Here is a 25,876-nt window from a genome sequence, read left to right on the forward strand (position 1 = left end):
GCGCGCCGAACCCGAAGCGAGAGTTCATCATGTCACGCGCATTCATTCTTCTGCTGGATTCCTTCGGCCTCGGCGCCACGCCGGATGCCGGTAAATATGGCGACAGCGCCGCGAACACCTTCGGCTCCATCGCCGCATGGGCCGCGAAAGAGGGCAAGCCAATGAGCCTGCCCACCATGGAAAAACTGGGCCTTGCCGCCGCCGCGCAGATCGCCAGCGGCAAATGGGCGGAGGGCTTCACCATGCGCGACGGCTTCACCGGCGCCTATGGCGCGGCGCGCGAGCAGTCCACCGGCAAGGACACGCAGAGCGGCCACTGGGAAATCGCTGGCGTGCCGGTCACTTACGACTGGGGCTACTTCCCCAAGACCGTGCCTTCCTTCCCGAAAGAGCTGACGGACAAGCTGCAGGAACTGGGCAAGGTGCCCGGCTTCCTCGGCAACTGCCACGCATCCGGCACCACCATCATCGATGAACTGGGCGACGAGCACGTTGCGACCGGCAAGCCCATTCTCTACACCTCCGCCGACTCCGTGCTGCAGATCGCCGCGCACGAGGAGAGCTTCGGCCTGGAGCGCCTGTACGCGCTGTGCGAACTGGCCTACGAGCTGGTGAAGCCTTACAACATCGGCCGCGTGATCGCGCGCCCCTTCCTCGGCTCCAACGGCAAGTACAAGCGCACCGCCAACCGCCACGACTACGCCGTGCCGCCGCATGCGCCCACCCTGCTGGACCACGTGAAGAACGAAGGCGGCGAAGTGATCGCCCTCGGCAAGATCAGCGACATCTATGCCGCGCAGGGCGTGAGCCGCGTGCTGAAAGGCCCCGACAACATGGCGCTCTTCGACCAGCTGCTGAAGGCGGAATCCGAGGCGGGCGACAAGTCGCTGACCTTCGTGAACTTCGTGGACTTCGACATGCTCTTCGGTCATCGGCGCGACGTGCAGGGCTACTCGAACGCGCTGCACGAACTTGACGCGCGCCTGCCGGAGTTCATCGGCCGCATGAAGGAGGGCGACCTGGCCGTGATCACCGCCGACCATGGCTGCGACCCCACCTCGCCAGGCTCCGACCATACGCGCGAACACATTCCGGTGATCTTCTTCGGCCCCGGCGTGAAGCCGCGCGCGCTCGGCGTATCCGAAACCTTCTCCGACATCGGCCAGACCATTGCCCACCACCTCGGCGTGAAACCCCTTTCCAACGGAACCAACCTTCTATGAGCAATCCCGCAGACTTCAAGCGCAACGAGGCCCAGGGCCTCGACCTGGGCTGGCTGAACCACATCCACGTCAACAAGGCTGCGGCAGACCGCCGCGCGGCATCGCTGGCGAACCGCCGCACGGTGAAAAAGGAATATCAGGCTGCATGGCTGGTCAAGGCCATCGAGCTGATCGACCTCACCACCCTGTCCGGCGACGACACGCCCGGCCGCGTCGAGCGCCTGTGCATGAAAGCCATGCGCCCGCTGCGTAATGACCTGGTCGAGGCCCTCGGCCTGCAGGAGCGCAATCTCATGACGGGCGCCGTCTGCGTCTATCACGAGATGATCCGCCATGCGGACAAGGTGCTGAAGGGCCGCCTGCCCATCGCCGCCGTGTCCACCGGCTTCCCGGCGGGCCTGACGAACATGGAAACCAAGGTGCGCGAGATCGAGCTCTCGGTGGCGGACGGCGCGCAGGAGATCGACATCGTCATCACCCGCCAGCACGTCCTCACGGGTAACTGGCAGGCGCTGTACGACGAAATGCTGGCCTACCGCAAGGCCTGCGGCGAAGCGCACGTGAAAGCCATTCTGGCGACGGGCGACCTGGTCACGCTGGAAAACGTGGCCAAGGCATCCTGGGTCTGCATGATGGCAGGTGCGGACTTCATCAAGACCTCCACCGGCAAGGAAGGCGTGAACGCCACCATTCCCGTGTCGCTGGTGATGGTGCGCGCGATCCGCGAATACTACGAGCAGACCGGCTTCAAGGTCGGCTACAAGCCGGCGGGCGGCGTGAGCACCGCCAAGGCCGCGCTGCAATACATGACCGTGATGAAGGAAGAACTGGGCAACGAATGGCTGGAACCGCACCTGTTCCGCATCGGCGCCTCCAGTCTCCTGACCGACATCGAGCGCCAGCTGGAGCACCACGTGACCGGCGCCTACTCCGCCGCCCACCGCCACGCGCAACCATAAGAAGACATCGCCATGCCAACTATTAACGAGATCCTCAACACTATGGACTACGGCCCCGCCCCAGAAAGCCAGAAAGAAGCGCAAGCGTGGCTGGACCAGCGCTCCCGCAAATTCGGCCTCTTCATCGACAACGCGTGGACCGAGCCGGGCGAACTGTTCGCCACCAATAACCCTGCGGACGGTTCGCAACTGGCCGAAGTCACCCAGGCCACTACGGACGACGTAAACCGCGCCGTGGAAGCCGCGCGCCGCGCGCAGCCGGGCTGGCAGGCGCTGGGCGGCCATGGCCGTGCGCGCGTGCTGTACGCGATCGCACGCCTGATGCAGAAGCACTCGCGCCTCTTCGCCGTGCTCGAGACCCTGGACAACGGCAAGACCATCCGCGAAACGCGCGATGCCGACCTGCCGCTGGTGGCGCGCCACTTCTACTACCACGCAGGCTGGGCCCAGCTGCAGGATGAGGAGTTCGCGGGCTACCGTCCCGCGGGCGTGGTGGGCCAGATCGTGCCGTGGAACTTCCCGCTGCTGATGCTGGCGTGGAAGGTGGCCCCTGCGCTGGCTGCCGGTAACACCATCGTCTTCAAGCCTGCCGAATTCACCCCGCTGACCGCCATGCTGTTCGCCGACATCTGCCAGCAGGCAGGCGTACCCGCGGGTGTGGTCAACATCGTCACCGGCGACGGCCGCACGGGCGAAGCCATCGTCAAGCACGAAGGCATCGACAAGCTGGCCTTCACCGGCTCCACCGAAGTGGGCCGCATCATCCGCGAAGCGACGGCGGGCAGCGGCAAGAAGCTCTCGCTGGAACTGGGCGGCAAATCGCCGTACATCGTGTTCGAAGACGCGGACCTCGACGCGGCCGTCGAAGGCCTGGTCGACTCCATCTGGTTCAACCAGGGCCAGGTCTGCTGCGCCGGTTCGCGCCTGCTGGTGCAGGAATCGGTGGAAGAGCGCTTCCTGAAGAAGCTCAAAGCGCGCATGGACAACCTGCGCCTCGGCTCTCCGCTGGACAAGTCCATGGACATTGGCGCCCTGGTCGATCCGATCCAGCGCCAGCGCATCCACGGCCTGGTGGAATCGGCGCGCGCCGAAGGCTGCGAGGTCTACCAGCCGGCCGCGTGCGAGATTCCCGCCAACGGCTCCTGGTTCCCGCCCACGCTGATCACCGGCGCATCGACTTCCGCCGCCGTGGCGCAGGCCGAAATCTTCGGCCCCGTGCTGGTTGCGATGAGCTTCCGCACCCCGGCTGAAGCGGTGCAGCTCGCGAACAATACCGTCTACGGCCTCGCATCCTGCGTGTGGACCGAAAACATCTCGCTGGCGCTGGACGTCGCGCCCGCGATCAAAGCAGGCGTCGTGTGGATCAACACCGCCAACCAGTTCGACGCAGCCTGCGGCTTCGGCGGCTACAAGGAATCCGGCTACGGCCGCGAAGGCGGCAAGGAAGGCATGTACGAATACCTCGTACCGCTGTCGGAAGACGCGCGTCCCGCCGCGCCGGTATTCGACAAGCCAGCGAAAGCCAAGGCCGCGCCGAGCGCCGCCGCCGACCCATTCGCCATCGACCGCACGGCCAAGCTGTATATCGGCGGCAAGCAGGCCCGCCCCGATGGCGCCTATAGCCGCGCCATTCACGGCGCGGACGGCAAGTTCATTGCCGAAGTGGGCGAGGGCAACCGCAAGGACATCCGCAATGCCGTGGAAGCAGCGCACAAGGCCACCGGCTGGACCAAAGCCACGGCGCACAACCGCGCGCAGGTGCTGTACTACATTGCCGAGAACCTGGCAGCGCGCGGCGAAGAATTCGCCGCCCGCATCGCCGCGCAGACCGGCACGAAGAACGCCGAGAAGGAAGTGCAAGCCTCCATCGAGCGCCTCTTCTACTGGGCCGCGTGGGCCGACAAGTACGACGGCCAGGCGCACCAGCCGCCGATGCACGGCATCACCGTGGCGCTGAACGAAGCGATCGGCGTGATCGGCATCGTCTGCCCGAACGAGAACCCGCTGCTCGGCTTCATCTCCCTGGTGGCGCCCGCGATTGCCGTGGGCAACCGCGTCGTGGCCGTGCCGTCGGAAGCCTATCCGCTGTCGGTGACTGACCTGTACCAGGTGTTCGACACCTCCGACCTGCCGGGTGGTGTGGTCAATATCGTCACCGGCAGCGCGGACGAACTGGCGCGCACGCTGGCGGCCCACTCCGACGTGGACGCCATCTGGCGCCACGACGGCTCGGCCGCAGGCTGCGCGGAAGTGGAGAAGCTGTCCGCCGGTTCGCTGAAGCGCAGCTGGACGGGCGGCGCGAAGGGCCGCGACTGGTTCAGCGTCCAGCAATCCGCAGGCCGCACGGTCCTCCAGCACGCGACGCAAGTGAAAAACATCTGGATTCCTTACGGCGTGTAAGCGGCGTCGCTCCCGCGGAGGCGGGAGCCCGGAGAATTGAACGGGGCTGCTGCGCGCAGCCCCAAGCTTTTGAATAGTGAGAAGAATATGTACCTGCCACAAGAAATCATCCGCAAGAAACGCGATGGCGGCGCGCTGAGCGCCGACGAGATCCAGTTCTTCGTGCGCGGCATCACGGACAACAGCGTCAGCGAAGGCCAGATCGCCGCGCTGGCGATGGCCGTCTACTTCCAGGGCATGAGCATGGACGAGCGCGTGGCCTTCACGCTCGCCATGCGCGACTCCGGCGATGTGCTGGACTGGAAATCGCTCAACCTGCCCGGCCCCGTGATGGACAAGCACTCCACCGGCGGCGTCGGCGACGTGGTCTCGCTCATGCTGGGCCCCATGATCGCCGCCTGCGGCGGCTTCGTGCCCATGATTTCCGGCCGTGGCCTGGGCCACACCGGCGGCACGCTGGACAAGTTCGACTCCATTCCCGGCTACTCCACCGTGCCCACCAACGAAAAATTCCGCGAAGTCGTGCGCGACGTTGGCGTGGCCATCATCGGCCAGACCTCCTCGCTGGCGCCGTCGGACAAGCGCTTCTACGGCATCCGCGACGTGACGGCGACCGTGGAATCGGTGGCCATGATCACCGGCTCCATCCTCTCCAAGAAGCTGGCGGCGGGCCTGGACGTGCTGGCGATGGACGTGAAAGTGGGCAGCGGCGCCTTCATGCCGACCTTCGAGAAATCGGTGGAACTGGCCGAGAGCATCGTCGCTGTCGGCAATGGCGCGGGCACCCTGACCTCGGCCCTGCTGACGGACATGAACGAGTCCCTGTCGCCGTGGGCGGGCAACGCGCTGGAAGTGCGCGGCGCCATCGACTACCTGACGGGCAAGCACCGTCCCGCGCGCCTGCATGAAGTGACGATGTCCCTGTGCGCAGAGATGCTCGTGCTGGGCAAGCTGGCCGCGACAGAGACCGAAGCGCGCGCCAAGCTGCAGGCCGCGCTCGACAGCGGCGAAGCGGCCGAGCGTTTCGCGCGCATGGTAACGGCCCTTGGCGGCCCGGCAGACCTCATCGACAACATGGAAAAGCACCTGGAGAAGGCGCCTATCGTCGTTCCCGTTCCGGCGCTGGAAGGCGGCTTCGCGGCGGCGGTTGACTGCCGCGCCCTGGGCCTGGCCGTAGTGAGCCTGGGCGGCGGCCGCCGCCGTCCATCGGACGCCATCGACTTCGCCGTCGGCCTGACGGACCTGGCCGAGCTGGGCCAGAAGATCGAAGCGGGCCAGCCGCTGGCGATGGTCCACGCCCGCACGGAAGCCGCGGCGCAGCAGGCAGTAGCCGACATCCAGTCCGCCTACCGCATCGCCGCCACGGCGCCCGCCGCCAACCCCATCGTCTACCGCACCATCCGCCCGTAGTATTTCTTAAAGGGGACAGACCCCTTTAAGAAATTGATTAAAGGGGTCTGTCCCCATTTAAGAAAGAATTCCGAGAGGAAAGATGGATACTCCAAAGCTGATTGAGGAAGCGAAGGCGGCGCGGCTGAAGGCTTATACGCCGTACTCGAATTTCAAGGTGGGGGCGGCGCTGCTGTGTAATGACGGCCAGGTGTTCCACGGCTGTAATGTGGAGAACGCGTCGTATGGGCTGTGCAATTGCGCGGAGCGGACGGCTCTGTTCAGCGCGCTCGCCCATGGCTACAAGCCGGGCGAGTTCGCGAAGCTGGCCGTCGTCGGCGAGACCGATGGACCTATCGCTCCTTGCGGCGCCTGCCGCCAGGTGATCCTGGAGCTGGGTGGCAACGAGCTGCCTGTGGTGCTCACGAACCTGAAGGGCGATGTGTTTGAAACCACTGCTGCCGCGCAGCTGCCGAATGCCTTCGGCGGCCAGGATCTGAAGAAGAAGTGAAACGGATCGTCGACGTCCAGGCGGCGGTGGCCGCCGCAGCGGCCGAAGCCATTGCGGCCAAGACCCAGGGGACGTTCGGCGTCGGCGGCGTCATGCTGGACCAGCATGGCACCGTGCTGAAGGCGCTCCACAATAACGTGATCCGCGATGGACTGATCTACGATCCCACCGCCCACGGCGAACGCCAGCTTATCGACTGGTACTTCGCGGAACGCGCCAAGGGCCGCGAGCTGCCGCCTCCCCATGAGGTGACGATCGTGACCTCGCTCGATCCCTGCTGCATGTGCGCCGGTGCGATTCTCGCCGCCGGCTTCAACGTTGTCGTCGCGGCAGACGACCGCAAGGCTGGTGTCAATCACGATGGCGGCGCGCAGTTCACCGCTTTGCCCGCAGGCCTGCGCGAGGGCGCGCGCGAGACCTTCGCCTATCCCGCCGTGCTGGGCACTTCGTCCTACGCGCGCGCCAGCGCGGGCGCCACGCCGAAGCCGAGCTTCATCGGCAAGACCATCGCGGAATCGACCCAGGCGCTGTGCTCCCTCGTGTTCGAGGCGACCGCCGAGGATGTGATGGACCTGTTCCAGATCGATCCTCCGCGCAGCGCGCTCAGGGATCCGGCAACCCTGCCCGAAGACCATGCCATCGTCCGCGCCTTGAAGCGCGCCTGTCCGGATGCGCTGACTTACCGCTGCGCGCCGCACCTGCCGGATGCGGGCCTTGCGCCTTACCTGTCGCAGGCCGCCCAGCGCGACCGCAGCAACGGCGGCAAGGGCAATGCGGTGGCGCTGCTGGATTCCTTCGGCAATCTGCTGCTGTGCTGCCATGGACGCTACAAGCTGTCCGATATCCGCAGCGCCTTCATGGAATGCACCCGCGCCTACGCCCAGCTGCGCTACCGCCTGATGCACGGCGCCAGCCCGGCAGTGCAGGCCGAGGTGCGGCAGTATCTGGGACATCCGAAGGACGGCACTTTCGTGTTCGCGCTCGGCCCCGATGCGGGCGCCTTGAGCTTCATGGACCTCGGCGCCTACGGCTCAAGCCTGGAAGGCGCACTCCCGGAAGACAATCCGCATCAGTTCCAGTACGTGCTGCCTTCCATGCCGGAAGACGAGCTGCACGCGCAGTGCGCCAGCCTGCCGCCGTTCTACCGCAACCTGGTGAAGGTGCGCCCGGTACAGGTGGAGGACGCGGCCCTGATTCAGTCCGTCCAGGGGTCGTAGGTTCCAATGCTCCAGACGTGGCCTTCGGGGTCGCGCAGCGTGAAGCCACGGCCCCCGTAGTCTTCGTCCTTCAGTTCCATGAGGATGGGCGCCCCGGCCCGGGTGGCGCGTTCATAGACGGCGTCCGCGTCGTTCACGACAAGATAGATGGACTGGGTGACGCGGTTGCCGATTTCCGCGGGCTGCTTCATCAGGCGGCCGTACTCCGTGTCGAATATCGATCCCAGCATCACCATGCCGTTGCCGTAGGAAAGCTGGGCATGCGCAATGGTTCCGTCTTCATTGGGCACAACCAGATTGCGTTCAAAGCCCAGCGTGCTGCACAGCCAGTCGATCGCGGCGGGCGCGTCGCGGTAGCGCATGCAGGGCATGACGGTGGCGTTGGTGTTCTTGGGTACATTCGACATTGCTCTTCTCCCTGAACTGGTTGGTGGTATCGGGAACGGCGAACCACCAATATAGACCAGCCCCGGAGGAGGAGCAAGCGGCGTCAGGTATTCGTACGCAACAGTGAAAGGGCCTTACATTTGCTGGAATAAATGGGTGTTGCCCCGGCTGACTTCCAGCTCTTCCTTCGAATTCCGCACCCGCACCATCTGCCGCCCGCGCAGGTCGCGCGTCACCTCGGCAATGGCGTCCACCCGCACCAGCGTGGAACGGTGGATGCGCCAGAACTCGTTGGGATTGAGTTCGTCTTCCAGTTCCTTGAGCGTTTTGCGGATCAGCACTTCGCCTTCCGCCGTCTGTACGCGCGTGTATTTCTCGTCCGCGCGGAAGAAGAGGATTTCGCGCGTGCTGATCATGCGCAGGCTGTTGCCCACCTGCGCCTGGATCCAGTGCAGGTAGTCGCGCTGCTTTTCCGGCGCACGGTGGGAGAGGAGGGCGGAGAGCTGCCGTTCGATATTGTTCGGCTTCTTGCCGACGCGCGCCTGCAGCCGCGCGCAGGTGGCCTTGAGGCGTTCACCGCCCGCGGGTTTCAGCAGGTAGTCCAGCGCGCCCTGTTCGAAGGCTTCAATGGCATATTGGTCGTAGGCCGTGATGAAGACGATATGGCAGCGGTTGAACAGCATGCGCGCCGCCTCGATGCCGCTCATGCCCGGCATGCGGATGTCGAGGAAAACGATGTCCGGCTGGTGCTGCCCCGCCAGCGCAATGGCTTCGATGCCGTTGCCCGCTTCGGCCACAATCTCCAGCTCCGGCCAGCATTCGGCGAGCCGTGCGCGCAGCATGTCGCGCATGGGTTCTTCATCGTCCGCAATCAGTGCGGTGGCGCGGGGATGGCTCATGCTGGCGCTCCTGCAAAAATGTCCGGCGCAAAGGGCACACGGATGGAGGCGCGGCAGCCGCCTTCCGCAGGCTGCTCGATCAGCAGCTGGGCGCGCGTTCCGTACACGAGCTTCAGGCGCTCGCGGATATTCGTCAGGCCCACACCGTCGCCCGCATAGAGGCTGAAGCCGACGCCATCGTCCTGCACGTCCACCTGCATCATGTTGCCGTTCACGCTGGCGCGGATGTCGATGCGGCCGCCCTCGATCTTCGGTTCCAGCCCGTGCTTGATGCAGTTCTCGATCAGGATCTGCAGCATCATGGGCGGGAAGGTCGCGGACTCCAGTTCCGGCGGCACGTCGATGGACACGGAGAGCCGCGACTTCATGCGCGCCTGCATGATGGCGAGGTAGGAGCGCGAAAGCGCTATCTGCCTTCCCAGCGTGCCGCTGCCGCGCGCCCGCATCTGGGGCAGGGTGGAGCGCAGATATTCGATCAGATGCGTGTGGATCTTCGCCGCCTGCGGCGGATCGGTTTCGATCAGTTGGCCGATCAGGGCCAGGGTATTGAACAGGAAGTGCGGTTCCACCTGCGCCTGCAGCGCGGCCATCTGGGCCTCCACCAGCTTGCGCTCCAGCGTTTCCGTGCCCGCCTGTTCGGATGCCTTGCGCGCTTCGATTTCGGCCTTGCGCTTGCCGCCGGCCAGCACCTTCAGGCCCAGCGAAATCAGCACGAAGGCGGCCGCCTGCTCCGGCAGCAGAATGGGCGTGCAGCCCAGGAGCAGTGCCAGCACCCAGGTCACCACCAGCTGGCGCATTGGCACCTGCGCCAGCCAGTCGAAGAACTGCCACCACAGCGCACTGGCAGTTTCGCCGACTTCGCGCACGAAGCCGATGGCGTTCCTTTTGGCGACCGGGTTCATGATCATTCGCCCTGTTTTTCCTCGGTTGGACGCGGCAGGTGCTTCACGCCGAAGGCGCCCACCACGACTTTCACCAGCATGAAACAGACGAAGAGCGTGAAGGCCAGCGGCAGGATCATCACGACCAGCGCGAGCAGGATGCACATCGCCAGCAGCGAGGGCCAGGACATGCGCTCGATCTGGCGCAGTGCGTGGCGGAATGAGCGCAGCACGGCATCGCTGGCGTCGTTCAGGCAATCGGAAAAGCTGCGGTTGATGGTTTTCATACGTGTTCCTCCTTGTTCGATGGTTTCACTGTACCCATCAAACTTGCACCAAGGTAGCGCTTTCCGATGGAGCGCAACTTTCGGGGGATGATTTGCGGCAGCGGCTGACGAATGGTGTGCTCAGCGGGCTGCGCGCCAGTCCGCGCGCAGCAGCCCGAACACATCGCTGTCGCACACCTCCCCATTCACGATCCAGCGTTCCCGCATCAGGCCTTCCTTGCGGAAATGCATACGTTCGAGCAGGCGTGCCGAGGCCTCGTTGCGGGGATCGACGTCGGCCTCGATGCGGTTCAGGTCCAGCGTGTCGAAGGCGTAGGAAATCATCGCAGGCAGCGCTTCGTGCATATAGCCCTTGCCCCAGAATTCCCTGCGTAGCAGGTAGCCGATTTCGCAACGCCGGTTCTGCATGTCGAAGGCCCGCAGCGTCACCGCGCCCGCCAGCACGCCGTCGATATCGATGCCCAGGCGCAGGTAGTTTCCGGCCTCGTAGCCCGCCAGCGTGGTGGCGATGGACTGCTGCGCCTGCTCAAGCGTGGTCCACGGTGCGCTGCTTCCGTAGCGCATGACTGCAGGATCGGAGAAGACGCGCAGCAACCCTTCCGCGTCGGATTCAGTGATAAAGCGCAACTTCAGGCGCTCGCATTGCAGGGTGAACGGGGCGAAGGGTGGCATTTTGGTTCAGAAGTGAGGTTTTTCTCAGCTTAAAGGTTTATAGGTAGAAAAACGATGGTATCGTGTCTGCTGTTTTATTGCAGCGGTTGAAACAAGATGTCGAAATTGATAACGGGCACCATGCTGGCGGGCGCGCTGCTGGCGGGTGCGGCCAAAGCGGACACCCTGGACCTGGGCTTCATCAAGGGAGCCAATCTTTTCAGCCTCGGCAGTTTCACCGCCATGGGGTCGGACGTGGAAGGCGCCGTCATCGTGCGCGGCGACGCGAATGTCGCCAACTACTCCATCAACGCGAAGAACGAAGACGCCTACGGCAGCTATTCGCTCGTCGTGGGCGGCAACCTCAATTACAACTCCGGTTCCATCAGCAACGGCCAGTGGTATGTGGGCGGAACCAGTCTGCTGACTTCCTTCGGCGCGGACAGTGCAAGCTTCGCGGCGGGCGCTCCCACGGGCTTGAACCTCGGCGCCATGGCTTCCCAGGCGCTTGGCGTTTCGTCAGCGCTGGCGCAGGCGCCCAGCACGGGAAGCGTGAACACCCAGTGGGGCGGCCTGTTCGTGAGCGGCACCGGGAAGTCCGTCGAGGTGTTCGACCTCACGGGCGCCATGCTGCAAAGCGTGAACTGGCTGAATGTGAGTAATCTCGCGGCCAATGCGACGCTGATCTTCAACGTGAGTGGTGCGGATGCATTGGGCTTCAACCAGAACGGCGGCGGCTTCGGCGCCTTCAGCAACTACAACGTGCTGTTCAACTTCTACGAATCCACGCACCTGAACTTCGCCAGCATCGGCCTTGAAGCCAGCGTGCTTGCGCCCCTGGCGACAGTAACGGGCGGCGGCGTCATCACCGGCAACGTCATCGCCGGAAACTGGGCTGCGCAAACCCAGGTCAATGCGGGAAATGCCTTCCAGGCCGCGAATGTGCAGGGCTTCGCGCCCAGCGTGGCGGAACCCGCGCCCTGGGCCATGGGCCTGATCGGCTTCTGCCTGATCGGCTTTCTCGGCCGCCGCAGCCGCCGCGGCGCGGAAATCAGGGTAGAGCCACCGCCGCAAGAACCATCCGGACAATAGTCTCCTCCGCCGCTTCGAAATCGCGGCGCGACAGTTCCTTGCGGTCCAGCACCAGCGACATCTGGGCCGCAAAGTCGGCGTAGGACTGGGTCATCGCCCAGATCGCAAACAGCAGGTGGGTGGCGTTGACGGGTGCAATGCGGCCCGCCGCGATCCACTGCTCGAATACTTCAATGTCCCTCCGCAGCAGCGGCACCACACGCTCGCGGATCTGCGGGCCGTAAAGCTGCGCGCCGCCGATAACCTCCATCGCATAGACGCGGGATGCCAATGGCTGCTCGCGGGAGAAGCGCAGCTTGGCCTGGATGTACGCGCGCAGCAGGTCCTGCGGCGACTGGGCGGGATCGGCGAGGCTGGCCATGCGTTCCAGCCATTCGTCCAGCACGTTGTCCAGCACGCGCTGGTAGAGCGCCTGCTTGGTGGGGAAGTAGTACATGAGGTTCTGCTTCGACAGCCCGGCATTCTCCGCGATCACGGAGATGGACGCGCCCTCGTAGCCGCATTCTGCGAAAGTGCGCACGGCTTCGGCCAGGATGTCCGCTTCCAGCTTGTCGCGCTGGAGCATGCGGCGCGAGACATTGCTGAACTTAGCCATGGTTTCTCCTCGCCGAAAGCAGGAAGCCGTGGAGCTGTGGCGTGTCCGTGTAGGCCACGTTGAAGCGGAACCAGATGGTTGGGCTGGGCCGAAGCATGAAGAATTCATTGGGCGAGAGCAGGATGCCAGCCTTCAGCGCCAGGTCGGCCACCACCTTGCCGTTCCATGCCTGGCTGGGCGCTTCCGGCCAGCCGGCGCTCACGAACATGCCGCCGCGCGGACGGGCAACGGGCGCCATGCCCGCTTCGGCCAGCACTTCGATGCTGCGTTCGCGTCCCGCGTCCAGCTGCGCCACCAGCTTTTCCACCATGCGCTTGTAGGGCCGCGCCGTAATGGCGTGGTAGACGGCGCGCTCGTTCACTTCGGAGGTTGTGAGCCCCGCCAGCATCTTCACCCGCACCAGTTCCGGCAGCAGCGAGGCGGAGGCGCAGATGGAGCCCACGCGCAGCACGGGCGAAAGCGTCTTGGAGAAACTGCCGACGCGGATCACGCGCCGCAGGCCATCCATCGCCGCCAGCGAGGCCTCACCGCGCGGCGTGAGCTCGCGGTAGATGTCGTCCTCCACCAGCCAGAAGTCGAATTGCTCGGCCAGCGCGAGCAGGCGGTGGGCCTGCGCCTGGGTGAGCGAGGTGCCAAGGGGATTCTGCAGCACCGTGTTCACGAACATCAGTTTGGGCTGGGCGGCCTTCGCCTGTTCGGCGAGTTGGTCCAGATCCAGCCCGTTCTCGCCGCGCGGAATGCCCACGATGTGGCAGCCGTGGTGGCGGATCAGCGAATGCAGGTTGCTGTAGCCGGGGTCTTCGACGAAGACGGTGTCGCCCGGCTTGGTGAGCGTGCGCAGTATGAGGTCGAAGGCGTGGGTGGCGCCGTGCGTGAGCAGGATCTGTTCGGGTTCCACCGGCAGCAGCTCGTCGCTCAGGGTGGAGGCCACATGCTGGCGCAGGCTGGGGAACCCGAGGGGATGGCCGTAGCCGCGCAGGCGGTTGGCCGGAATGCGCATGGCCTGGCGCACGGCGTCCAGAATCGTATCCTCGCCATACCATTCCGGCGGCAGCCAGCCCGCGCCCACCGGCAGGGCGTCCGTAACGCCGGAATAGAGCTCCGGCGTCAGCGCATCCACAGCGGCCGGGCTGGTGGCGAGGGCGGGGCTCAGCAGGGCGGGCAGCTCCTGGCGCGCCACGTAGTAGCCGGAACCCCTGCGCGAGGAGAGCAGGCCCAGCGTCACGAGCCGGTCGTAGGACTCCACAACTGTAAAGGTGCTGACGCCATTACACTTTGCGAATTGCCGTACGGAAGGCATTTTTGTCCCGACGCGCAATTCCTTGCTGGCGACCATCTCCGTGATGGCGGCAACGATCTTGTCCACCAGGCTGCCTTTGCTCGCGCGCTCCAGGGCGATCACGGGCCATCCGGCCGTGCCGGGCGTGCCTTGATCGGGCGCAAAGCCATGTCTATCCATCGTTGACTCCGTTAGCCTGCGGACAGGAAACTGTAGTGTTTTTGAGACCTGTACGGTTGGAATGTTTTTCTAATTGTGTATATGTGCCATAGTTAAAGCGCTGACTATTATTGCATCATCATTTTGCCAACTGGTAAAGAATTTTACGAGCCGTCAAAGACGCACAGGAGAAATGTATGAATGAGTCCCGGCCAGCATCGCTATCCGCTTTCTGGATGCCCTTCACGAACAATCGGGACTTCAAGGCCAGTCCCCGCCTGCTGGTGTCAGCCGAGGGCGTGTACTACAAGGATGTAGACGGCAACGCCATCCTGGACGGCACGGCAGGCCTGTGGTGCGTGCCCTGCGGCCACGCGCAGCCGAAGATCGTGGCCGCGGTGCGCGAGATGGTGGGCCAGCTCGATTTCGCGCCCACCTTCCAGATGGGCCACCCCGCAGCCTTCGACCTCGCCGAACAGCTGATGGAATATACCAACAAGCGTTACGGCCACGTGTTCTATACGAACTCCGGCTCCGAGGCGGTGGATACGGCGCTGAAGATGGCGCTGGCGTACCACAAGGCGCGCGGCGATGCGAGCCGCACCCGCTTCATCGGCCGCGAGCGCGGCTACCATGGCGTGGGCTTCGGCGGCATCTCCGTCGGCGGCATCGCGGGCAACCGCAAGCCTTACGGCGTGATGCTGCCGGGCGTGGATCATCTGCCGCACACGCACAATCTGGAGAAGAACGCCTACACGCGCGGCGAGCCGGAACACGGCGCCAACCTGGCGGACGAACTCGAACGCATCGTCGCGCTGCATGACGCGTCCACCATCGCCGCCGTGATCGTGGAGCCGGTCGCCGGGTCCACCGGCGTGCTGATTCCGCCCAAGGGCTACCTGAAGCGCCTGCGCGAGCTGTGCACCAAGCACGGCATCCTGCTGATCTTCGACGAGGTGATCACGGGCTTCGGCCGCCTCACCACGCCTTTCGCCGCCGACTACTTCGACGTCGAGCCGGACATGATGACCACCGCGAAGGGCCTGACCAACGGCACCATCCCCATGGGTGCGGTCTTCACCAAGCAGTTCGTGTACGACGCCTTCATGGATTCCCCGGCGGGCATTGAACTGTTCCACGGCTACACCTATTCGGGCCATCCCGTGGCCTGCGCGGCTTCGCTGGCCACCATCGAAGTGTTCAAGGAACAGAAGATCCTGGAGCATGCGGCCAGCATTCAGGATTACTGGGCCGATGCCGTGCATTCGCTGAAAGGCCTGCCGCATGTGATCGACCTGCGTACCATCGGCCTGATCGCGGGCATCGAGCTCGCCCCCATCCCCGGCAAGCCGGGCGCACGCGCCTATTCGGCGTTCAAGAAAGCTTTCGCGGACGGCATCCTGATCCGCGTGACCGGCGACATCATCGCGCTGTCGCCGCCTCTGGTCTTCGAGAAAAAACATATCGATGAACTGTTCGGCAAACTTACCAAGGTGCTGAAAGAACTGGAGTAAAGAGCGCGATTCCCATAAAGAGGAGACAACCATGCTTGTAGGCGTACCGAAGGAGATCAAGAATCAGGAATCGCGCGTTGGCCTTACCCCGGCCAGCGTGAAAGAGCTGACTCTGCGCGGCCACCAGGTTCTGGTGCAACAGAATGCCGGCGCAGCCATCGGACTGACGGACGAGATGTACGCCGCTTCCGGCGCCACCATCGTCGATACGGCGCAGGAAGTCTTCGCCCGTGCCGACATGATCGTGAAAGTGAAGGAGCCGCAGCCGCAGGAATGCGCCATGCTGCGCCCGAACCAGATTCTCTACACCTACCTGCACCTGGCGCCCGATCCCGAGCAGACCAAGGCGCTGGTGGCATCCGGCGCCGTCTGCATCGCCTATGAAACCATCACCGGCCCCGGTGGCGGCCTGCCGCTGCTGGCGCCCATGAGCGAAGTGGCGGGGCGCATGTCCATCCAGGCCGGCGCAGCGCACCTCGAAAAATCCAAGGGCGGCATGGGCCTGCTGCTGGGTGGCGTGCCTGGCGTGGCTCCCGGCCATGTGGCCATTATCGGCGCTGGCGTGGTCGGCACCAACGCCCTGCAGATCGCCGTGGGCATGGGCGCGCGCGTCACGGTGCTGGACAAGAACGTGGACCGCCTGCGCCAGCTCGACCTCGTGTTCGGCAACCGCGTGCAGACCATGTATTCGAACGCCCACACCATCGAGGAAGCCGTGCTGGATGCGGACCTCGTGATCGGCGGCGTGCTGGTGCCCGGCGCCGCAGCGCCCAAGCTGGTGACGCGCGCCATGGTGTCGCGCATGAAGCAGGGCTCCGTGGTGGTGGACGTTGCCATCGACCAGGGCGGCTGCTTCGAAACCTCCCACGCCACCACGCACGAGAAGCCCACCTTCGTGGTGGACGGTGTGGTGCACTACTGCGTGGCGAACATGCCGGGCGCGGTGGCCCGCACCTCCACCTTTGCGCTGAACAACGCCACCATCGGCCATGCCGTGGCCCTGGCGGACAAGGGCTGGGTGAAGGCGCTGCAGGCCAACCCGCACCTGAAGAACGGATTGAACGTATGCCAGGGCAAGGTCACCTATGAGGCGGTGGCCCATGCGCTCGGCTATCCCTATGTACCGGCAGACACCATGCTGGCCTGACCTTTTGGAACCACTATGAGCAATCTCGATACCATCACCCACTTCATCAACGGCAGCAAGGTGGATACGCTGAGCGGCCGTTATGCCGACGTGTTCAACCCCGCGCTGGGCGAGCCGGTGGCCCGTGTGGCGCTGGGCACGGCGGAGGAGGTGGATGCGGCGGTGAAGGCGGCGCACGCCGCTTTCCCTGCCTGGTCCAACACGCCCGCGCTGACCCGCGCGCGCGTGCTGTTCCGCTACATGCAGCTCTGCCAGGAACACACCGATGAATTCGCGGCCATGCTGACGCGCGAACACGGCAAGACCTTCGCGGACGCAAAGGGTGAAGTGGCGCGTGGTATCGAGGTGGTGGAATTCGCCTGCGGCATTCCACAGCTGCTCAAGGGCGAATTCACCGACCAGATTGCGCGCGGCATCGACGCCTGGGCCATGCGCCAGCCTCTCGGCGTGGTGGCAGGTATCACGCCGTTCAACTTCCCGGTGATGGTGCCGATGTGGATGTTCCCCATCGCCATCGCCTGTGGCAATACCTTCGTGCTCAAGCCTTCCGAGCGCGATCCTTCTCCTTCGCTGCTGCATGCGCGGCTGCTGAAGGAAGCAGGCCTGCCGGACGGCGTCTTCAACGTGGTCCAGGGCGACAAGGTGACGGTGGATGCGATTCTCGATCATCCAGAGATTCAGGCCGTGAGCTTTGTCGGTTCCACGCCGATCGCGGAATACATCTACGCCAAGGGCAGCGCAAGCGGCAAGCGCGTGCAGGCCCTGGGCGGCGCCAAGAACCACATGGTGGTGATGCCCGATGCGGACATGGAAATGGCCATCGACGCCCTGATGGGCGCGGCCTACGGTTCGGCGGGCGAACGCTGCATGGCGATCTCCGTTGTCGCGGCGGTTGGCGACGCAGGCGACAAGGTGATTGGCGCACTGGAACAGCGCACCGCCGCACTGAAAGTGCGCGACGGCATGGCGGCCGATGCCGAGATGGGGCCTGTCGTCACGGCGGCAGCCAAGCAGCGCATCGAACGTTTGATCGGGGAAGGCGTGGAGCAGGGCGCCAAGCTGCTGGTGGATGGCCGCGGCTATCAGGTGGAAGGACGTCCCAACGGCTTCTTCGTCGGCGGCACGCTGTTCGACCACGTGACGCAGGACATGACGATCTACAAGGAAGAGATTTTTGGCCCCGTGCTGTGCGTGATGCGCCTGCCGGACATTGCCAGCGCCGTGGAGCTGATCAACGCCAACGAATATGGCAACGGCGTGGCGGTCTTCACGCGCGACGGCGGCGTGGCGCGCGAGTTCGTGCGCCAGATCCAGGTGGGCATGGTAGGCGTGAACGTGCCCCTGCCGGTGCCGATGGCCTTCAACAGCTTCGGCGGCTGGAAGCGCAGCCTGTTCGGCGACCACCACGCATACGGCCCCGAAGGCGTGCGCTTCTACACCCGCCACAAGGCCGTGATGCAGCGCTGGCCCAACACCGCCAGCGCAGGCGCGGAATTTGCATTCCCGCAGATGAAGTAAGCAAGAGCAGAACGACACCAGGGATGAATCATGACGATCGAATCGCTGAAATACCTACCGCAGCCCAAAGCCACCGGCAACGAGCTGGCCACGCACTTCACCGACCTCGCACCGCCCTTGAACGCGCGCCAGGCGGCGATTGAAAGCGCCCGCTGCCTTTACTGCTACGACGCACCCTGCACCCGCATCTGCCCCTCCGAAATCGATGTGGCGAGCTTCATCCGCAACATCCACGACAGGAACATCAACGGCGCCGCGCAGGGCATTCTGAAACAGAACATCCTGGGTGGCAGCTGCTCGCGTGTGTGCCCCACGGAGATCCTGTGCGAGGACGCCTGCGTGCGCAATCACGACGCCGAAGGCCAGCCTGTGAAAATCGGCCTGCTGCAGCGCTACGCGCTGGACAACATGACCATCGAAGGCCACCCCTTCCAGCGCGCGCCGGGCACCGGCCGCAAGATCGCCGTGGTGGGCGCCGGCCCCGCAGGCCTCTCCTGCGCCCACCGCCTCGCCATGCTGGGCAATGACGTGGTGATCTACGAAGCACAGGAAAAGGCGGGCGGCCTGAATGAATACGGCATCGCCAAATACAAGCTGACCGACAACTTCGCCCAGAAGGAAGTGGACTTCCTGCTCGGTATCGGCGGTATCGAAATCCAGTACGGCCGCAAGCTGGGCGACAACCTGCACCTGAAGGACTTGCATGCGCAGTACGACGCCGTCTTCCTCGGCCTGGGCCTGGGCGCCAGCCGCCAGCTTGGCCTGACCGGCGAGGATGCGCCCGGCCTGTTGGCGGCGGTGGAATACATCGCCGCCCTGCGCCAGGCCAGCGACCTCTCCGCGCTGCCGCTGCCGCGCCGCGCCATCGTCATTGGCGCTGGTAATACGGCCATCGACATGGCCGTGCAGATCCAGCGCCTGGGCGCCGAGGAAGTGACGCTGGTCTACCGCCGCGGCTTCGATGCCATGAGCGCCACGCACCACGAACAGGACATCGCCAAGGCGAACCAGGTACGCATGGTGACCTGGGCCCAGCCGCAGCAGGTGCTGCTGGACGAAAAGGGCCATGTGCGCGGCATGCGCTTCGAGAAAACCATGCTGGAGGCGAACCGCCTGGTGGGCACCGGCGAAACCTTCGAGATCGCCGCCGATGCGGTGTTCAAGGCCATCGGCCAGAGCATGGAAGCTGTGTCCCTGAGCGATCCGCTTGCAACGCAGCTCAAGCGTGATGGCGACAAGATCCATGTGGACGCCCACTTCCGCACCGTGCTGCCGGGGATCTATGCGGGCGGCGACTGCGTGGCGCCCGGCCAGGATCTCACCGTGCAGGCCGTCCAGCACGGGAAGCTGGCCGCGCACGCGATTCATTCAGACATCCAATCGAAAGTGGAGGCTGCATAATGGCTGACCTGAGCATCGACTTCTGCGGCATCAAGTCGCCGAACCCCTTCTGGCTGGCCTCCGCTCCGCCGACCGACAAGGCCTACAACGTCGTCCGCGCCTTCGAGGCGGGTTGGGGCGGCGTGGTATGGAAGACGCTGGGCGAAGATCCTCCAGCCGTCAATGTGTCCTCCCGCTATTCGGCGATCTACGGAAAGAACCGCGAAGTCATCGGCTTCAATAATATCGAGCTGATTACGGACCGCAGCCTGGAAATCAACCTGGAAGAGATTACGGCCGTGAAGAAGGCCTGGCCGGACCGCGCCATCGTGGTCTCGCTGATGCTGCCCTGCGAGGAGCATTACTGGGCCGATATCCTGCCCAAGGTGGAAGCAACGGGCGCGGATGGCATCGAACTCAATTTCGGCTGCCCGCACGGCATGCCGGAGCGCGGCATGGGCGCGGCCGTGGGGCAGGTGCCGGAATACGTGCAGAACGTGACCAGCTGGTGCAAGAAGCACACGAAGCTTCCCGTCATCGTGAAGCTCACGCCCAACATCACGGATATCCGCTGGCCAGCGCGGGCGGCGCAGGCGGGCGGCGCGGATGCCGTTTCGCTGATCAACACCATCAACTCCATCACCTCCATCGACCTGGACCGCATGGTGGCCCTGCCCACCGTGGGCACGGCCAGCACGCACGGCGGCTATTGCGGCACCGCCGTGAAGCCGATTGCGCTGAACATGGTGGCCGAGATTGCGCGCGATCCGCAGACGAAAGGCTTGCCCATCTCCGGCATCGGCGGCATCAACAACTGGCGCGATGCGGCGGAGTTCATCTCCCTTGGCGCGGGCTGCGTGCAGGTCTGCACGGCCGCCATGCTGCACGGCTTCCGCATCGTCGAGGAGATGAAGGACGGCCTGTCGCGCTGGATGGACAGCAAGGGTTACCAGACCCTGGACGATTTCAAGGGCAAGGCCGTGCCGAACACCACGGACTGGAAATACCTGGACATGAACTACAAGGTGGTGGCCCAGATCAGCCAGGACGACTGCATCAAGTGCGGCCGTTGCTTCGTGGCCTGCGAAGACACCTCGCACCAGTCGATCTGGCAGCTGGTGGACGAGGCGACCGGCGTGCGCACCTATGAAGTAAACAAGGAGGAGTGCGTCGGCTGCAATCTCTGCGAGATCACCTGCCCGGTGCAAGGTTGTATTACCATGGTGCCGCAAGCGACCGGCAAGGGCTACATGAACTGGACGCAGGACCCGCGTAACCCCCGCGCCGAGAAAGTCACCGAAGCAGCGTAACCGTCATCCCCGCGAAGGCGGGGATCCAGGAGTGCGCCTAAACGCCCCTGGGTTCCCGCCTGCGCGGGAACGACCCTCGAGGAGAGCCGCAGTGAGCAAAGACTTGAACGGCAGTACCCAGTTGTGGAACGAGGACCTGGCGCCAACGAGCGCCGCCCAGCGCAGCTGGCGCTGGTATCACTTTGCGGCGCTGTGGGTGGGGATGGTGATGTGCATTCCAGCCTATACCCTGTCCGCCTCCCTGATCGAAGGCGGCATGTCCGGCTACCAGGCGGTGGTCACGGTCTTCCTCGCCAACGCCATTGTGCTGCTGCCCATGCTCGCCATCGGCCACGCGGGCACCAAGTACGGCATTCCGTACGCAGTGCTGGCGCGCGCCTCCTTCGGCACGTCCGGCGCCCGGCTGCCCGCCCTGATGCGCGCCATCGTGGCATGCGGCTGGTACGGCATCCAGACCTGGTTCGGCGGACAGATGATCTACACCCTGCTCGGGGTGCTGATGGGCGGTGAAATCGGCGGCGGAAAGATTGCGGGCCTCGGCATCAACCTTGCCCAGCTGTTCTGCTTCCTCGCCTTCTGGGCTATCCAGTTCTGGTACATCGTGCACGGCATGGACTCCATCCGCAAGCTGGAAACCTATACCGCGCCGCTGAAGATCCTGATCTGCTTCGTGCTGCTTGGCTGGGTCTACCAGAAGGCGGGCGGCTTCGGCCCGCTGCTGGACCAGCCTTCGCAGTTCGTTGAAGGCGGCAAGAAGGCCGGGCAGTTCTGGCCCACGTTCTGGCCGTCGCTGACGGCCATGGTCGGCTTCTGGGCGACACTGGCGCTGAACATTCCCGATTTCACACGCTTCGCCAAATCGCAGCGCGACCAGGTCGTGGGGCAGTCGGTCGGCCTGCCGGTGCCAATGGGCCTTCTCGCCGCGCTGGCGGTGATCGTGACCTCGGCCACCATCGTCCTGTATGGAAAGGCCATCTGGGACCCCGTCGACCTGGCCGCCCGCATGACCGGCGCCGCGGTGCTGATCGCCCTCATCATCCTCCTGATCGACACCGTCAGCGTGAACCTGGCGGCCAACCTGGTCGGCCCGGCCTACGACTTCTCCGCGCTGGCGCCGAAGCATATCTCCTACCGCACCGGCGGCTACATCACGGCGGGCATTGCGCTCGCCATGATGCCGTGGAAGCTGTTGGAGACTACCCAGGGCTATATCTTCACGTGGCTGATTGGCTATTCCGCGCTGCTCGGCCCCATCGCCGGTGTGCTCATCATCGACTACTACTTCGTTCGCAAGACCGAACTGAATGTGGCGGAGCTGTACCGTGAGGACGGCCAGTACTCCTACCGCAACGGCTGGAACGTAGCCGCCATCGCCGCCTTTGTGCTCGGCGTGCTGCCCAATATTCCCGGCTTCCTGAACGCCGCATTCCCCGCAGCCTTTCCGGATATCGCCGACAGCTTCAAAACGATTTATACCTACGCATGGTTCGTGGGAATCGCCATTTCGGCGCTGGTCTATGGCGTCATGATGAAAGGGAAGGCCGTGCCTGCCCTGCGTCCGGCAGCCCAGCCTTAAAGGAGAACGTTTCATGAGTATTATCATCCGTGGCGGCACCGTGGTGAACGCGGACCGTGCCTTCAAGGCCGACGTGCTGTGCGACGGCGACAAGGTAATCGCCGTCGGCGACAAGCTGAACGCCCCCGCTTCCGCCAAAGTGATCGACGCCAGCGGCCAGTACGTCATGCCAGGCGGGATCGATCCACACACGCACATGAACCTGCCCTTCATGGGCACCGTGACGGCGGACGATTTCTATACCGGCACCGCGGCAGGCCTTGCGGGCGGCACCACCACCATCATCGATTTCGTGATTCCCAATCCGCAGCAATCGCTGCTGGAGGCCTATCACACCTGGCGCGGCTGGGCGGCCAAGGCGGCGGGCGACTATACCTTCCACGTCGCCATCACCTGGTGGTCGGATCAGGTGCACGAGGAGATGGGCGAGCTGGTTCGCAATCACGGCGTCAACAGCTTCAAGCACTTCATGGCCTACAAGAACGCCATCATGGCCGATGACGAAACGCTGGTGCGCAGCTTCCGGCGCGCGCTCGAACTGGGCGCCATTCCCACGGTGCACGCCGAGAACGGCGAGCTGGTATTCCAGCTGCAGCAGGACCTGATCAAGAAAGGCTTGACCGGTCCATCGTCACATCCCTTGTCGCGCCCGCCCGCCGTGGAGGCGGAAGCGGCGAACCGCGCCATCGCCATCGCCAATGTTCTCAACACGCCGCTGTATATCGTGCACGTGTCCTGCAAGGAGTCGCTGGAGGCGATCACGCGCGCCCGCGCCATGGGCCAGCGCGTCTACGGCGAGGCGCTGGCGGGCCACCTGCTGATCGACGACAGCGTCTACCAGCATCCCGACTTCGAATTCGCGGCGGGCCACGTCATGAGCCCGCCCTTCCGCAGCAAGGAGCACCAGCGTGCGCTCTGGCACGGCCTCCAGGGCGGCAACCTGCACACCACCGCGACAGACCATTGCACCTTCTGCGCCGAGCAGAAAGCCGCAGGCAAGGACAACTTCGCCAAGATTCCGAACGGCTGCGGCGGCGTGGAAGACCGCATGGCCGTGATCTGGGACGAGGGCGTGAACAAGGGCCTGCTGACGCCATCCGAATTCGTGCGCGTCACCTCTGCGAACGCGGCGCAGATCTTCAACATGTATCCGCGCAAGGGCCTGATCGCCGCCGGTTCGGATGCCGACATCGTCGTGTGGGATCCGCAGGCTACCCGCACGATCTCGGCCAAGACCCAGTTCGCCAAAGGCGGATTCAATGTCTTCGAGGGGCGCACCGTGCGCGGTATTCCAAGCACTACCGTCGCGGCAGGCAAGGTCGTGTTCCATCGCGGCGAGCTGATGGCCGTGGAAGGCGCGGGGCGCCACATCGACCGTCCGGCCTTCCGGCCCGTGACGCCAGACTGATTCAGGGAGCAGAACATGAACGACATGCGTATCAATGGCCGCCGCCTGTGGGACTCGCTGATGGAGCTGGCGAAGATCGGCGCCACGGAGAAGGGCGGCGTGAAGCGCCTCACGCTGACGGACCTCGACAAGCAGGGCCGCGACCTCGTTGTCGGCTGGGCCAAGGCGGCAGGCATGAGCGTGACGATCGACCAGATCGGCAACGTCTTCATGCGCCGCGACGGCACGGACAACTCGCTGCCCCCCATCATGACCGGCAGCCATATCGACACCCAGCCCACCGGCGGCAAATTCGATGGCAACTACGGCGTGCTGGCCGGGTTGGAAGTGGTGCGCACGCTGAACGACCGGGGCATCAAGACGAAGGCGCCCATCGAGGTGGCTTTCTGGACCAATGAAGAGGGATCGCGTTTCGTGCCCGTGATGATGGGCTCCGGTGTGTTCTGCGGCGCCTTCACGCTGGAACATGCCTACGCCGCAAAGGACACCGAAGGAAAGACTGTGCGCGAAGAGCTGGAGCGCATCGGCTACAAGGGCGACCAGGTTCCAGGCCAGCACCCTATCGGCGCCTACTTTGAAACGCACATCGAACAGGGCCCTGTGCTGGAAGACGCGGACAAGGTGATCGGCGTCGTGCCCGCCGTCATGGGCCTTTCGTGGTACGACTGCACAGTGACCGGCATGGAGGCCCATGCAGGTCCCACGCCCATGCACTTGCGGAAGGATGCGATGCAGGCGGCGGCGAAGATCATTCCGGAAGTGGTGGCGATTGCCAACCGCTATCCGCCTTATGGCCGGGGCACAGTGGGCATGATGCAGGTCTTCCCCAACAGCCGCAACGTGATTCCCGGCCAGGTCAAGTTCAGCATCGACCTGCGCAACGTGAACGACGAGCTGCTGAACAAGATGCACGAGGAGATGCTGGCCTTCGTCGACAAGACCGCGTCCGAAACGGGCCTGGACATCAGGATCGAGCGCGTTTCCTACTACCCGCCGTGCCCCTTCCATCCGGAAGTGGTGGGAGCGGTGCGCAGTGCGACGGAGAAGCTGGGCTACTCCACCATGGACGTGGTTTCAGGCGCCGGCCATGACGCGATCTACGCGGCGCGCGTTGCACCTTCCGGCATGATCTTTGTGCCCTGCAAGGACGGCATCAGCCACAACGAGATAGAGGATGCGAAGCCCGAACACCTGGAGGCGGGCTGCAACGTGCTGCTGCACGCCATGCTGGAGCGCGCGGGCACGGCCTGAGGATGCCGCTTCATTTCAGGCCCGGACAGTTCTACGGCGCGCTGCAGGACGGTGCGCGGTGCAGCGCGTTCGACATCCGGGCCATGCAGGCCACCATTCCCGAGCACGGCGTGCACATGCACACCCACGAGGACGCGCACTTCGTCCTCGTCCTCTCGGGCATCTACATATCATCCGCACGCGGCGCTCCGCAGTTCGCGCGGGCGCCCGCCCTGGTCTACAACCCTCCCGGCACGACTCACCGTGACCGCTTCATCGATGGGCGCGGAAGCTTCATGACGGTGTCGATGGATGCTGCCCTGCTGGACGAGGCAGCGGATTTTCGCACCCTGCCGCCATCCGCATCCATGCTCGCCGCGCCTGTCTCATTGCGCAGCGCCTTCGTGCTCGCGCGCGAAGTGCACGGCGGCGCCGATGCCGCCTTGCTGGAGGCAGGTGCATGGGAGCTGCTGGCGGCCGCCAGCGGGGCGCAAGAAGGCAAGCCGCTGCCCGGCTGGACCTGGCGCGCTTATGAGGCGGCAATGGACCTCGCCGGCGATCCCTTCATCCGCGTGGCGGACATCGCGCAGGAGCTGGACGTGCACCCTGTGCATCTGGCACGCGTATTCCGCCATGCCTTCGGCTGCTCGCCCGGCGACTTGCTGCGCTGGCGCCGTATGGACCGCGCCTGCACCCTGCTGCGCGAAGCCACGCTGGGCCTCGCGGAGGTGGCCGCCGCGGTGGGCTTCACGGACCAGAGCCACATGACCCACGCCTTCCGCGAGCGCTTCGGCATAACACCCGGAAGCTACCGCAAGCTCATGTTTCAAGGATACAAGACGGTGCCCGGACTGCCGGAGTAGA

23 protein-coding genes are annotated in these 25,876 nt (G+C 64.7%); 16 read left to right on the forward strand and 7 right to left on the reverse strand.

Annotated elements, in window-relative coordinates:
- Positions 1 to 29: 29 nt before the first annotated feature.
- The 6 genes from LSQ66_RS01910 (at position 30) to LSQ66_RS01935 (ending at position 7,699) form a co-directional block, all read left to right on the forward strand.
- A complete protein-coding gene (locus LSQ66_RS01910) occupies positions 30 to 1,223 on the forward strand; it encodes a phosphopentomutase (protein WP_231768129.1) in 1,194 nt (397 codons plus the stop codon).
- On the forward strand, positions 1,220 to 2,182 hold the full coding sequence (gene deoC, locus LSQ66_RS01915; protein ID WP_231768130.1) for a deoxyribose-phosphate aldolase: 963 nt from the start codon (positions 1,220 to 1,222) through the stop codon (positions 2,180 to 2,182). The genes LSQ66_RS01910 and deoC overlap by 4 nt, the downstream gene beginning before the upstream one ends.
- A 12-nt stretch (positions 2,183 to 2,194) precedes the next feature.
- Positions 2,195 to 4,582, forward strand: coding sequence for an aldehyde dehydrogenase family protein (locus LSQ66_RS01920; RefSeq protein WP_407659551.1), 2,388 nt, complete (start codon positions 2,195 to 2,197; stop codon positions 4,580 to 4,582).
- 87 nt (positions 4,583 to 4,669) lie between these two features.
- A complete protein-coding gene (gene deoA / locus LSQ66_RS01925) occupies positions 4,670 to 5,992 on the forward strand; it encodes a thymidine phosphorylase (protein WP_231768131.1) in 1,323 nt (440 codons plus the stop codon).
- Positions 5,993 to 6,074: 82 nt separating this feature from the next.
- On the forward strand, positions 6,075 to 6,482 hold the full coding sequence (locus LSQ66_RS01930) for a cytidine deaminase (RefSeq protein ID WP_231768132.1): 408 nt from the start codon (positions 6,075 to 6,077) through the stop codon (positions 6,480 to 6,482).
- A complete protein-coding gene (locus LSQ66_RS01935) occupies positions 6,479 to 7,699 on the forward strand; it encodes a nucleoside deaminase (RefSeq protein ID WP_231768133.1) in 1,221 nt (406 codons plus the stop codon). Before LSQ66_RS01930 ends, LSQ66_RS01935 begins: the two co-directional genes overlap by 4 nt.
- On the opposite strand, the gene LSQ66_RS01940 is transcribed toward LSQ66_RS01935, so the two are convergent.
- From LSQ66_RS01940 to LSQ66_RS01960, 5 genes are all read right to left on the reverse strand, one after another.
- Positions 7,678 to 8,106, reverse strand: coding sequence for a VOC family protein (locus tag LSQ66_RS01940; protein ID WP_231768134.1), 429 nt, complete (start codon positions 8,104 to 8,106; stop codon positions 7,678 to 7,680). The genes LSQ66_RS01935 and LSQ66_RS01940 overlap by 22 nt on opposite strands.
- A 114-nt stretch (positions 8,107 to 8,220) precedes the next feature.
- Positions 8,221 to 8,985 (reverse strand): LytR/AlgR family response regulator transcription factor, encoded by a 765-nt coding sequence (locus LSQ66_RS01945; protein ID WP_231768135.1) that lies wholly within the window; start codon positions 8,983 to 8,985, stop codon positions 8,221 to 8,223.
- Entirely contained in the window at positions 8,982 to 9,887 is a 906-nt protein-coding gene (locus LSQ66_RS01950) for a sensor histidine kinase (protein ID WP_231768136.1), read from the reverse strand. Before LSQ66_RS01950 ends, LSQ66_RS01945 begins: the two co-directional genes overlap by 4 nt.
- 2 nt (positions 9,888 to 9,889) lie before the next feature.
- Positions 9,890 to 10,153 (reverse strand): hypothetical protein, encoded by a 264-nt coding sequence (locus tag LSQ66_RS01955; RefSeq protein ID WP_231768137.1) that lies wholly within the window; start codon positions 10,151 to 10,153, stop codon positions 9,890 to 9,892.
- Between the two features lie 120 nt (positions 10,154 to 10,273).
- The gene (locus LSQ66_RS01960; protein ID WP_231768138.1) at positions 10,274 to 10,825 is read right to left on the reverse strand and encodes a GNAT family N-acetyltransferase; all 552 of its coding nucleotides are present in this window, start codon (positions 10,823 to 10,825) and stop codon (positions 10,274 to 10,276) included.
- 96 nt (positions 10,826 to 10,921) lie between these two features.
- On the opposite strand from LSQ66_RS01960, the gene LSQ66_RS01965 reads away from it, so the two are divergent.
- Positions 10,922 to 11,896: a choice-of-anchor A family protein gene (locus LSQ66_RS01965; protein ID WP_231768139.1), complete on the forward strand. Its 975-nt coding sequence runs from the start codon at positions 10,922 to 10,924 to the stop codon at positions 11,894 to 11,896.
- Here the strand turns inward: LSQ66_RS01965 and LSQ66_RS01970 are convergent.
- Together LSQ66_RS01970 and LSQ66_RS01975 are read right to left on the reverse strand one after the other, a co-directional pair.
- Positions 11,856 to 12,491, reverse strand: coding sequence for a TetR/AcrR family transcriptional regulator (locus LSQ66_RS01970; RefSeq protein ID WP_231768140.1), 636 nt, complete (start codon positions 12,489 to 12,491; stop codon positions 11,856 to 11,858). The two genes, LSQ66_RS01965 and LSQ66_RS01970, sit on opposite strands and share 41 nt — an antisense overlap.
- On the reverse strand, positions 12,484 to 13,950 hold the full coding sequence (locus LSQ66_RS01975) for an aminotransferase-like domain-containing protein (protein ID WP_231768141.1): 1,467 nt from the start codon (positions 13,948 to 13,950) through the stop codon (positions 12,484 to 12,486). Before LSQ66_RS01975 ends, LSQ66_RS01970 begins: the two co-directional genes overlap by 8 nt.
- 176 nt (positions 13,951 to 14,126) lie before the next feature.
- Here LSQ66_RS01975 and LSQ66_RS01980 point away from each other — a divergent pair, with 176 nt between their 5' ends.
- The 9 genes from LSQ66_RS01980 (at position 14,127) to LSQ66_RS02020 (ending at position 25,875) form a co-directional block, all read left to right on the forward strand.
- Positions 14,127 to 15,443: an aspartate aminotransferase family protein gene (locus LSQ66_RS01980; RefSeq protein WP_231768142.1), complete on the forward strand. Its 1,317-nt coding sequence runs from the start codon at positions 14,127 to 14,129 to the stop codon at positions 15,441 to 15,443.
- A 31-nt stretch (positions 15,444 to 15,474) separates the two neighbouring features.
- Positions 15,475 to 16,590 carry an alanine dehydrogenase gene (gene ald, locus LSQ66_RS01985; protein WP_231768143.1) on the forward strand — a complete coding sequence of 372 codons (1,116 nt, stop codon included), beginning with the start codon at positions 15,475 to 15,477 and terminating at the stop codon, positions 16,588 to 16,590.
- A gap of 15 nt (positions 16,591 to 16,605) precedes the next feature.
- Positions 16,606 to 18,108 (forward strand): CoA-acylating methylmalonate-semialdehyde dehydrogenase, encoded by a 1,503-nt coding sequence (locus LSQ66_RS01990; protein ID WP_231768144.1) that lies wholly within the window; start codon positions 16,606 to 16,608, stop codon positions 18,106 to 18,108.
- Positions 18,109 to 18,138: 30 nt separating this feature from the next.
- Positions 18,139 to 19,509, forward strand: coding sequence for an NAD(P)-dependent oxidoreductase (locus LSQ66_RS01995; protein WP_231768145.1), 1,371 nt, complete (start codon positions 18,139 to 18,141; stop codon positions 19,507 to 19,509).
- Positions 19,509 to 20,798, forward strand: a complete 1,290-nt coding sequence (gene preA, locus LSQ66_RS02000) for an NAD-dependent dihydropyrimidine dehydrogenase subunit PreA (protein ID WP_231768146.1) — start codon at positions 19,509 to 19,511, stop codon at positions 20,796 to 20,798. The genes LSQ66_RS01995 and preA overlap by 1 nt, the downstream gene beginning before the upstream one ends.
- A gap of 91 nt (positions 20,799 to 20,889) precedes the next feature.
- Positions 20,890 to 22,374, forward strand: coding sequence for an NCS1 family nucleobase:cation symporter-1 (locus LSQ66_RS02005; RefSeq protein ID WP_231768147.1), 1,485 nt, complete (start codon positions 20,890 to 20,892; stop codon positions 22,372 to 22,374).
- 13 nt (positions 22,375 to 22,387) lie between these two features.
- Entirely contained in the window at positions 22,388 to 23,782 is a 1,395-nt protein-coding gene (hydA, locus tag LSQ66_RS02010) for a dihydropyrimidinase (RefSeq protein WP_231768148.1), read from the forward strand.
- A gap of 15 nt (positions 23,783 to 23,797) precedes the next feature.
- Positions 23,798 to 25,033: a Zn-dependent hydrolase gene (locus tag LSQ66_RS02015; protein WP_231768149.1), complete on the forward strand. Its 1,236-nt coding sequence runs from the start codon at positions 23,798 to 23,800 to the stop codon at positions 25,031 to 25,033.
- A 2-nt stretch (positions 25,034 to 25,035) separates the two neighbouring features.
- Entirely contained in the window at positions 25,036 to 25,875 is an 840-nt protein-coding gene (locus LSQ66_RS02020) for a helix-turn-helix transcriptional regulator (RefSeq protein WP_231768150.1), read from the forward strand.
- Position 25,876 lies beyond the last annotated feature (1 nt).

This window comes from Massilia endophytica, assembly GCF_021165955.1.
GTDB classification, from domain to species: Bacteria; Pseudomonadota; Gammaproteobacteria; order Burkholderiales; family Burkholderiaceae_D; genus Rugamonas; species Rugamonas endophytica.

Excerpts from the sequence above, each read along its gene's own strand:
- LSQ66_RS01910 (WP_231768129.1), top strand. The coding sequence starts at position 30 with ATGTCACGCGCATTCATTCTTCTGCTGGATTCCTTCGGCCTCGGCGCC.
- deoC (WP_231768130.1), top strand. The coding sequence starts at position 1,220 with ATGAGCAATCCCGCAGACTTCAAGCGCAACGAGGCCCAGGGCCTCGAC.
- LSQ66_RS01920 (WP_407659551.1), top strand. The coding sequence starts at position 2,195 with ATGCCAACTATTAACGAGATCCTCAACACTATGGACTACGGCCCCGCC.
- deoA (WP_231768131.1), top strand. The coding sequence starts at position 4,670 with ATGTACCTGCCACAAGAAATCATCCGCAAGAAACGCGATGGCGGCGCG.
- LSQ66_RS01930 (WP_231768132.1), top strand. The coding sequence starts at position 6,075 with ATGGATACTCCAAAGCTGATTGAGGAAGCGAAGGCGGCGCGGCTGAAG.
- LSQ66_RS01940 (WP_231768134.1), bottom strand. The coding sequence starts at position 8,106 with ATGTCGAATGTACCCAAGAACACCAACGCCACCGTCATGCCCTGCATG.
- LSQ66_RS01945 (WP_231768135.1), bottom strand. The coding sequence starts at position 8,985 with ATGAGCCATCCCCGCGCCACCGCACTGATTGCGGACGATGAAGAACCC.
- LSQ66_RS01950 (WP_231768136.1), bottom strand. The coding sequence starts at position 9,887 with ATGAACCCGGTCGCCAAAAGGAACGCCATCGGCTTCGTGCGCGAAGTC.
- LSQ66_RS01955 (WP_231768137.1), bottom strand. The coding sequence starts at position 10,153 with ATGAAAACCATCAACCGCAGCTTTTCCGATTGCCTGAACGACGCCAGC.
- LSQ66_RS01960 (WP_231768138.1), bottom strand. The coding sequence starts at position 10,825 with ATGCCACCCTTCGCCCCGTTCACCCTGCAATGCGAGCGCCTGAAGTTG.
- LSQ66_RS01965 (WP_231768139.1), top strand. The coding sequence starts at position 10,922 with ATGTCGAAATTGATAACGGGCACCATGCTGGCGGGCGCGCTGCTGGCG.
- LSQ66_RS01970 (WP_231768140.1), bottom strand. The coding sequence starts at position 12,491 with ATGGCTAAGTTCAGCAATGTCTCGCGCCGCATGCTCCAGCGCGACAAG.
- LSQ66_RS01975 (WP_231768141.1), bottom strand. The coding sequence starts at position 13,950 with ATGGATAGACATGGCTTTGCGCCCGATCAAGGCACGCCCGGCACGGCC.
- LSQ66_RS01980 (WP_231768142.1), top strand. The coding sequence starts at position 14,127 with ATGAATGAGTCCCGGCCAGCATCGCTATCCGCTTTCTGGATGCCCTTC.
- ald (WP_231768143.1), top strand. The coding sequence starts at position 15,475 with ATGCTTGTAGGCGTACCGAAGGAGATCAAGAATCAGGAATCGCGCGTT.
- LSQ66_RS01990 (WP_231768144.1), top strand. The coding sequence starts at position 16,606 with ATGAGCAATCTCGATACCATCACCCACTTCATCAACGGCAGCAAGGTG.
- LSQ66_RS01995 (WP_231768145.1), top strand. The coding sequence starts at position 18,139 with ATGACGATCGAATCGCTGAAATACCTACCGCAGCCCAAAGCCACCGGC.
- preA (WP_231768146.1), top strand. The coding sequence starts at position 19,509 with ATGGCTGACCTGAGCATCGACTTCTGCGGCATCAAGTCGCCGAACCCC.
- hydA (WP_231768148.1), top strand. The coding sequence starts at position 22,388 with ATGAGTATTATCATCCGTGGCGGCACCGTGGTGAACGCGGACCGTGCC.
- LSQ66_RS02015 (WP_231768149.1), top strand. The coding sequence starts at position 23,798 with ATGAACGACATGCGTATCAATGGCCGCCGCCTGTGGGACTCGCTGATG.
- LSQ66_RS02020 (WP_231768150.1), top strand. The coding sequence starts at position 25,036 with ATGCCGCTTCATTTCAGGCCCGGACAGTTCTACGGCGCGCTGCAGGAC.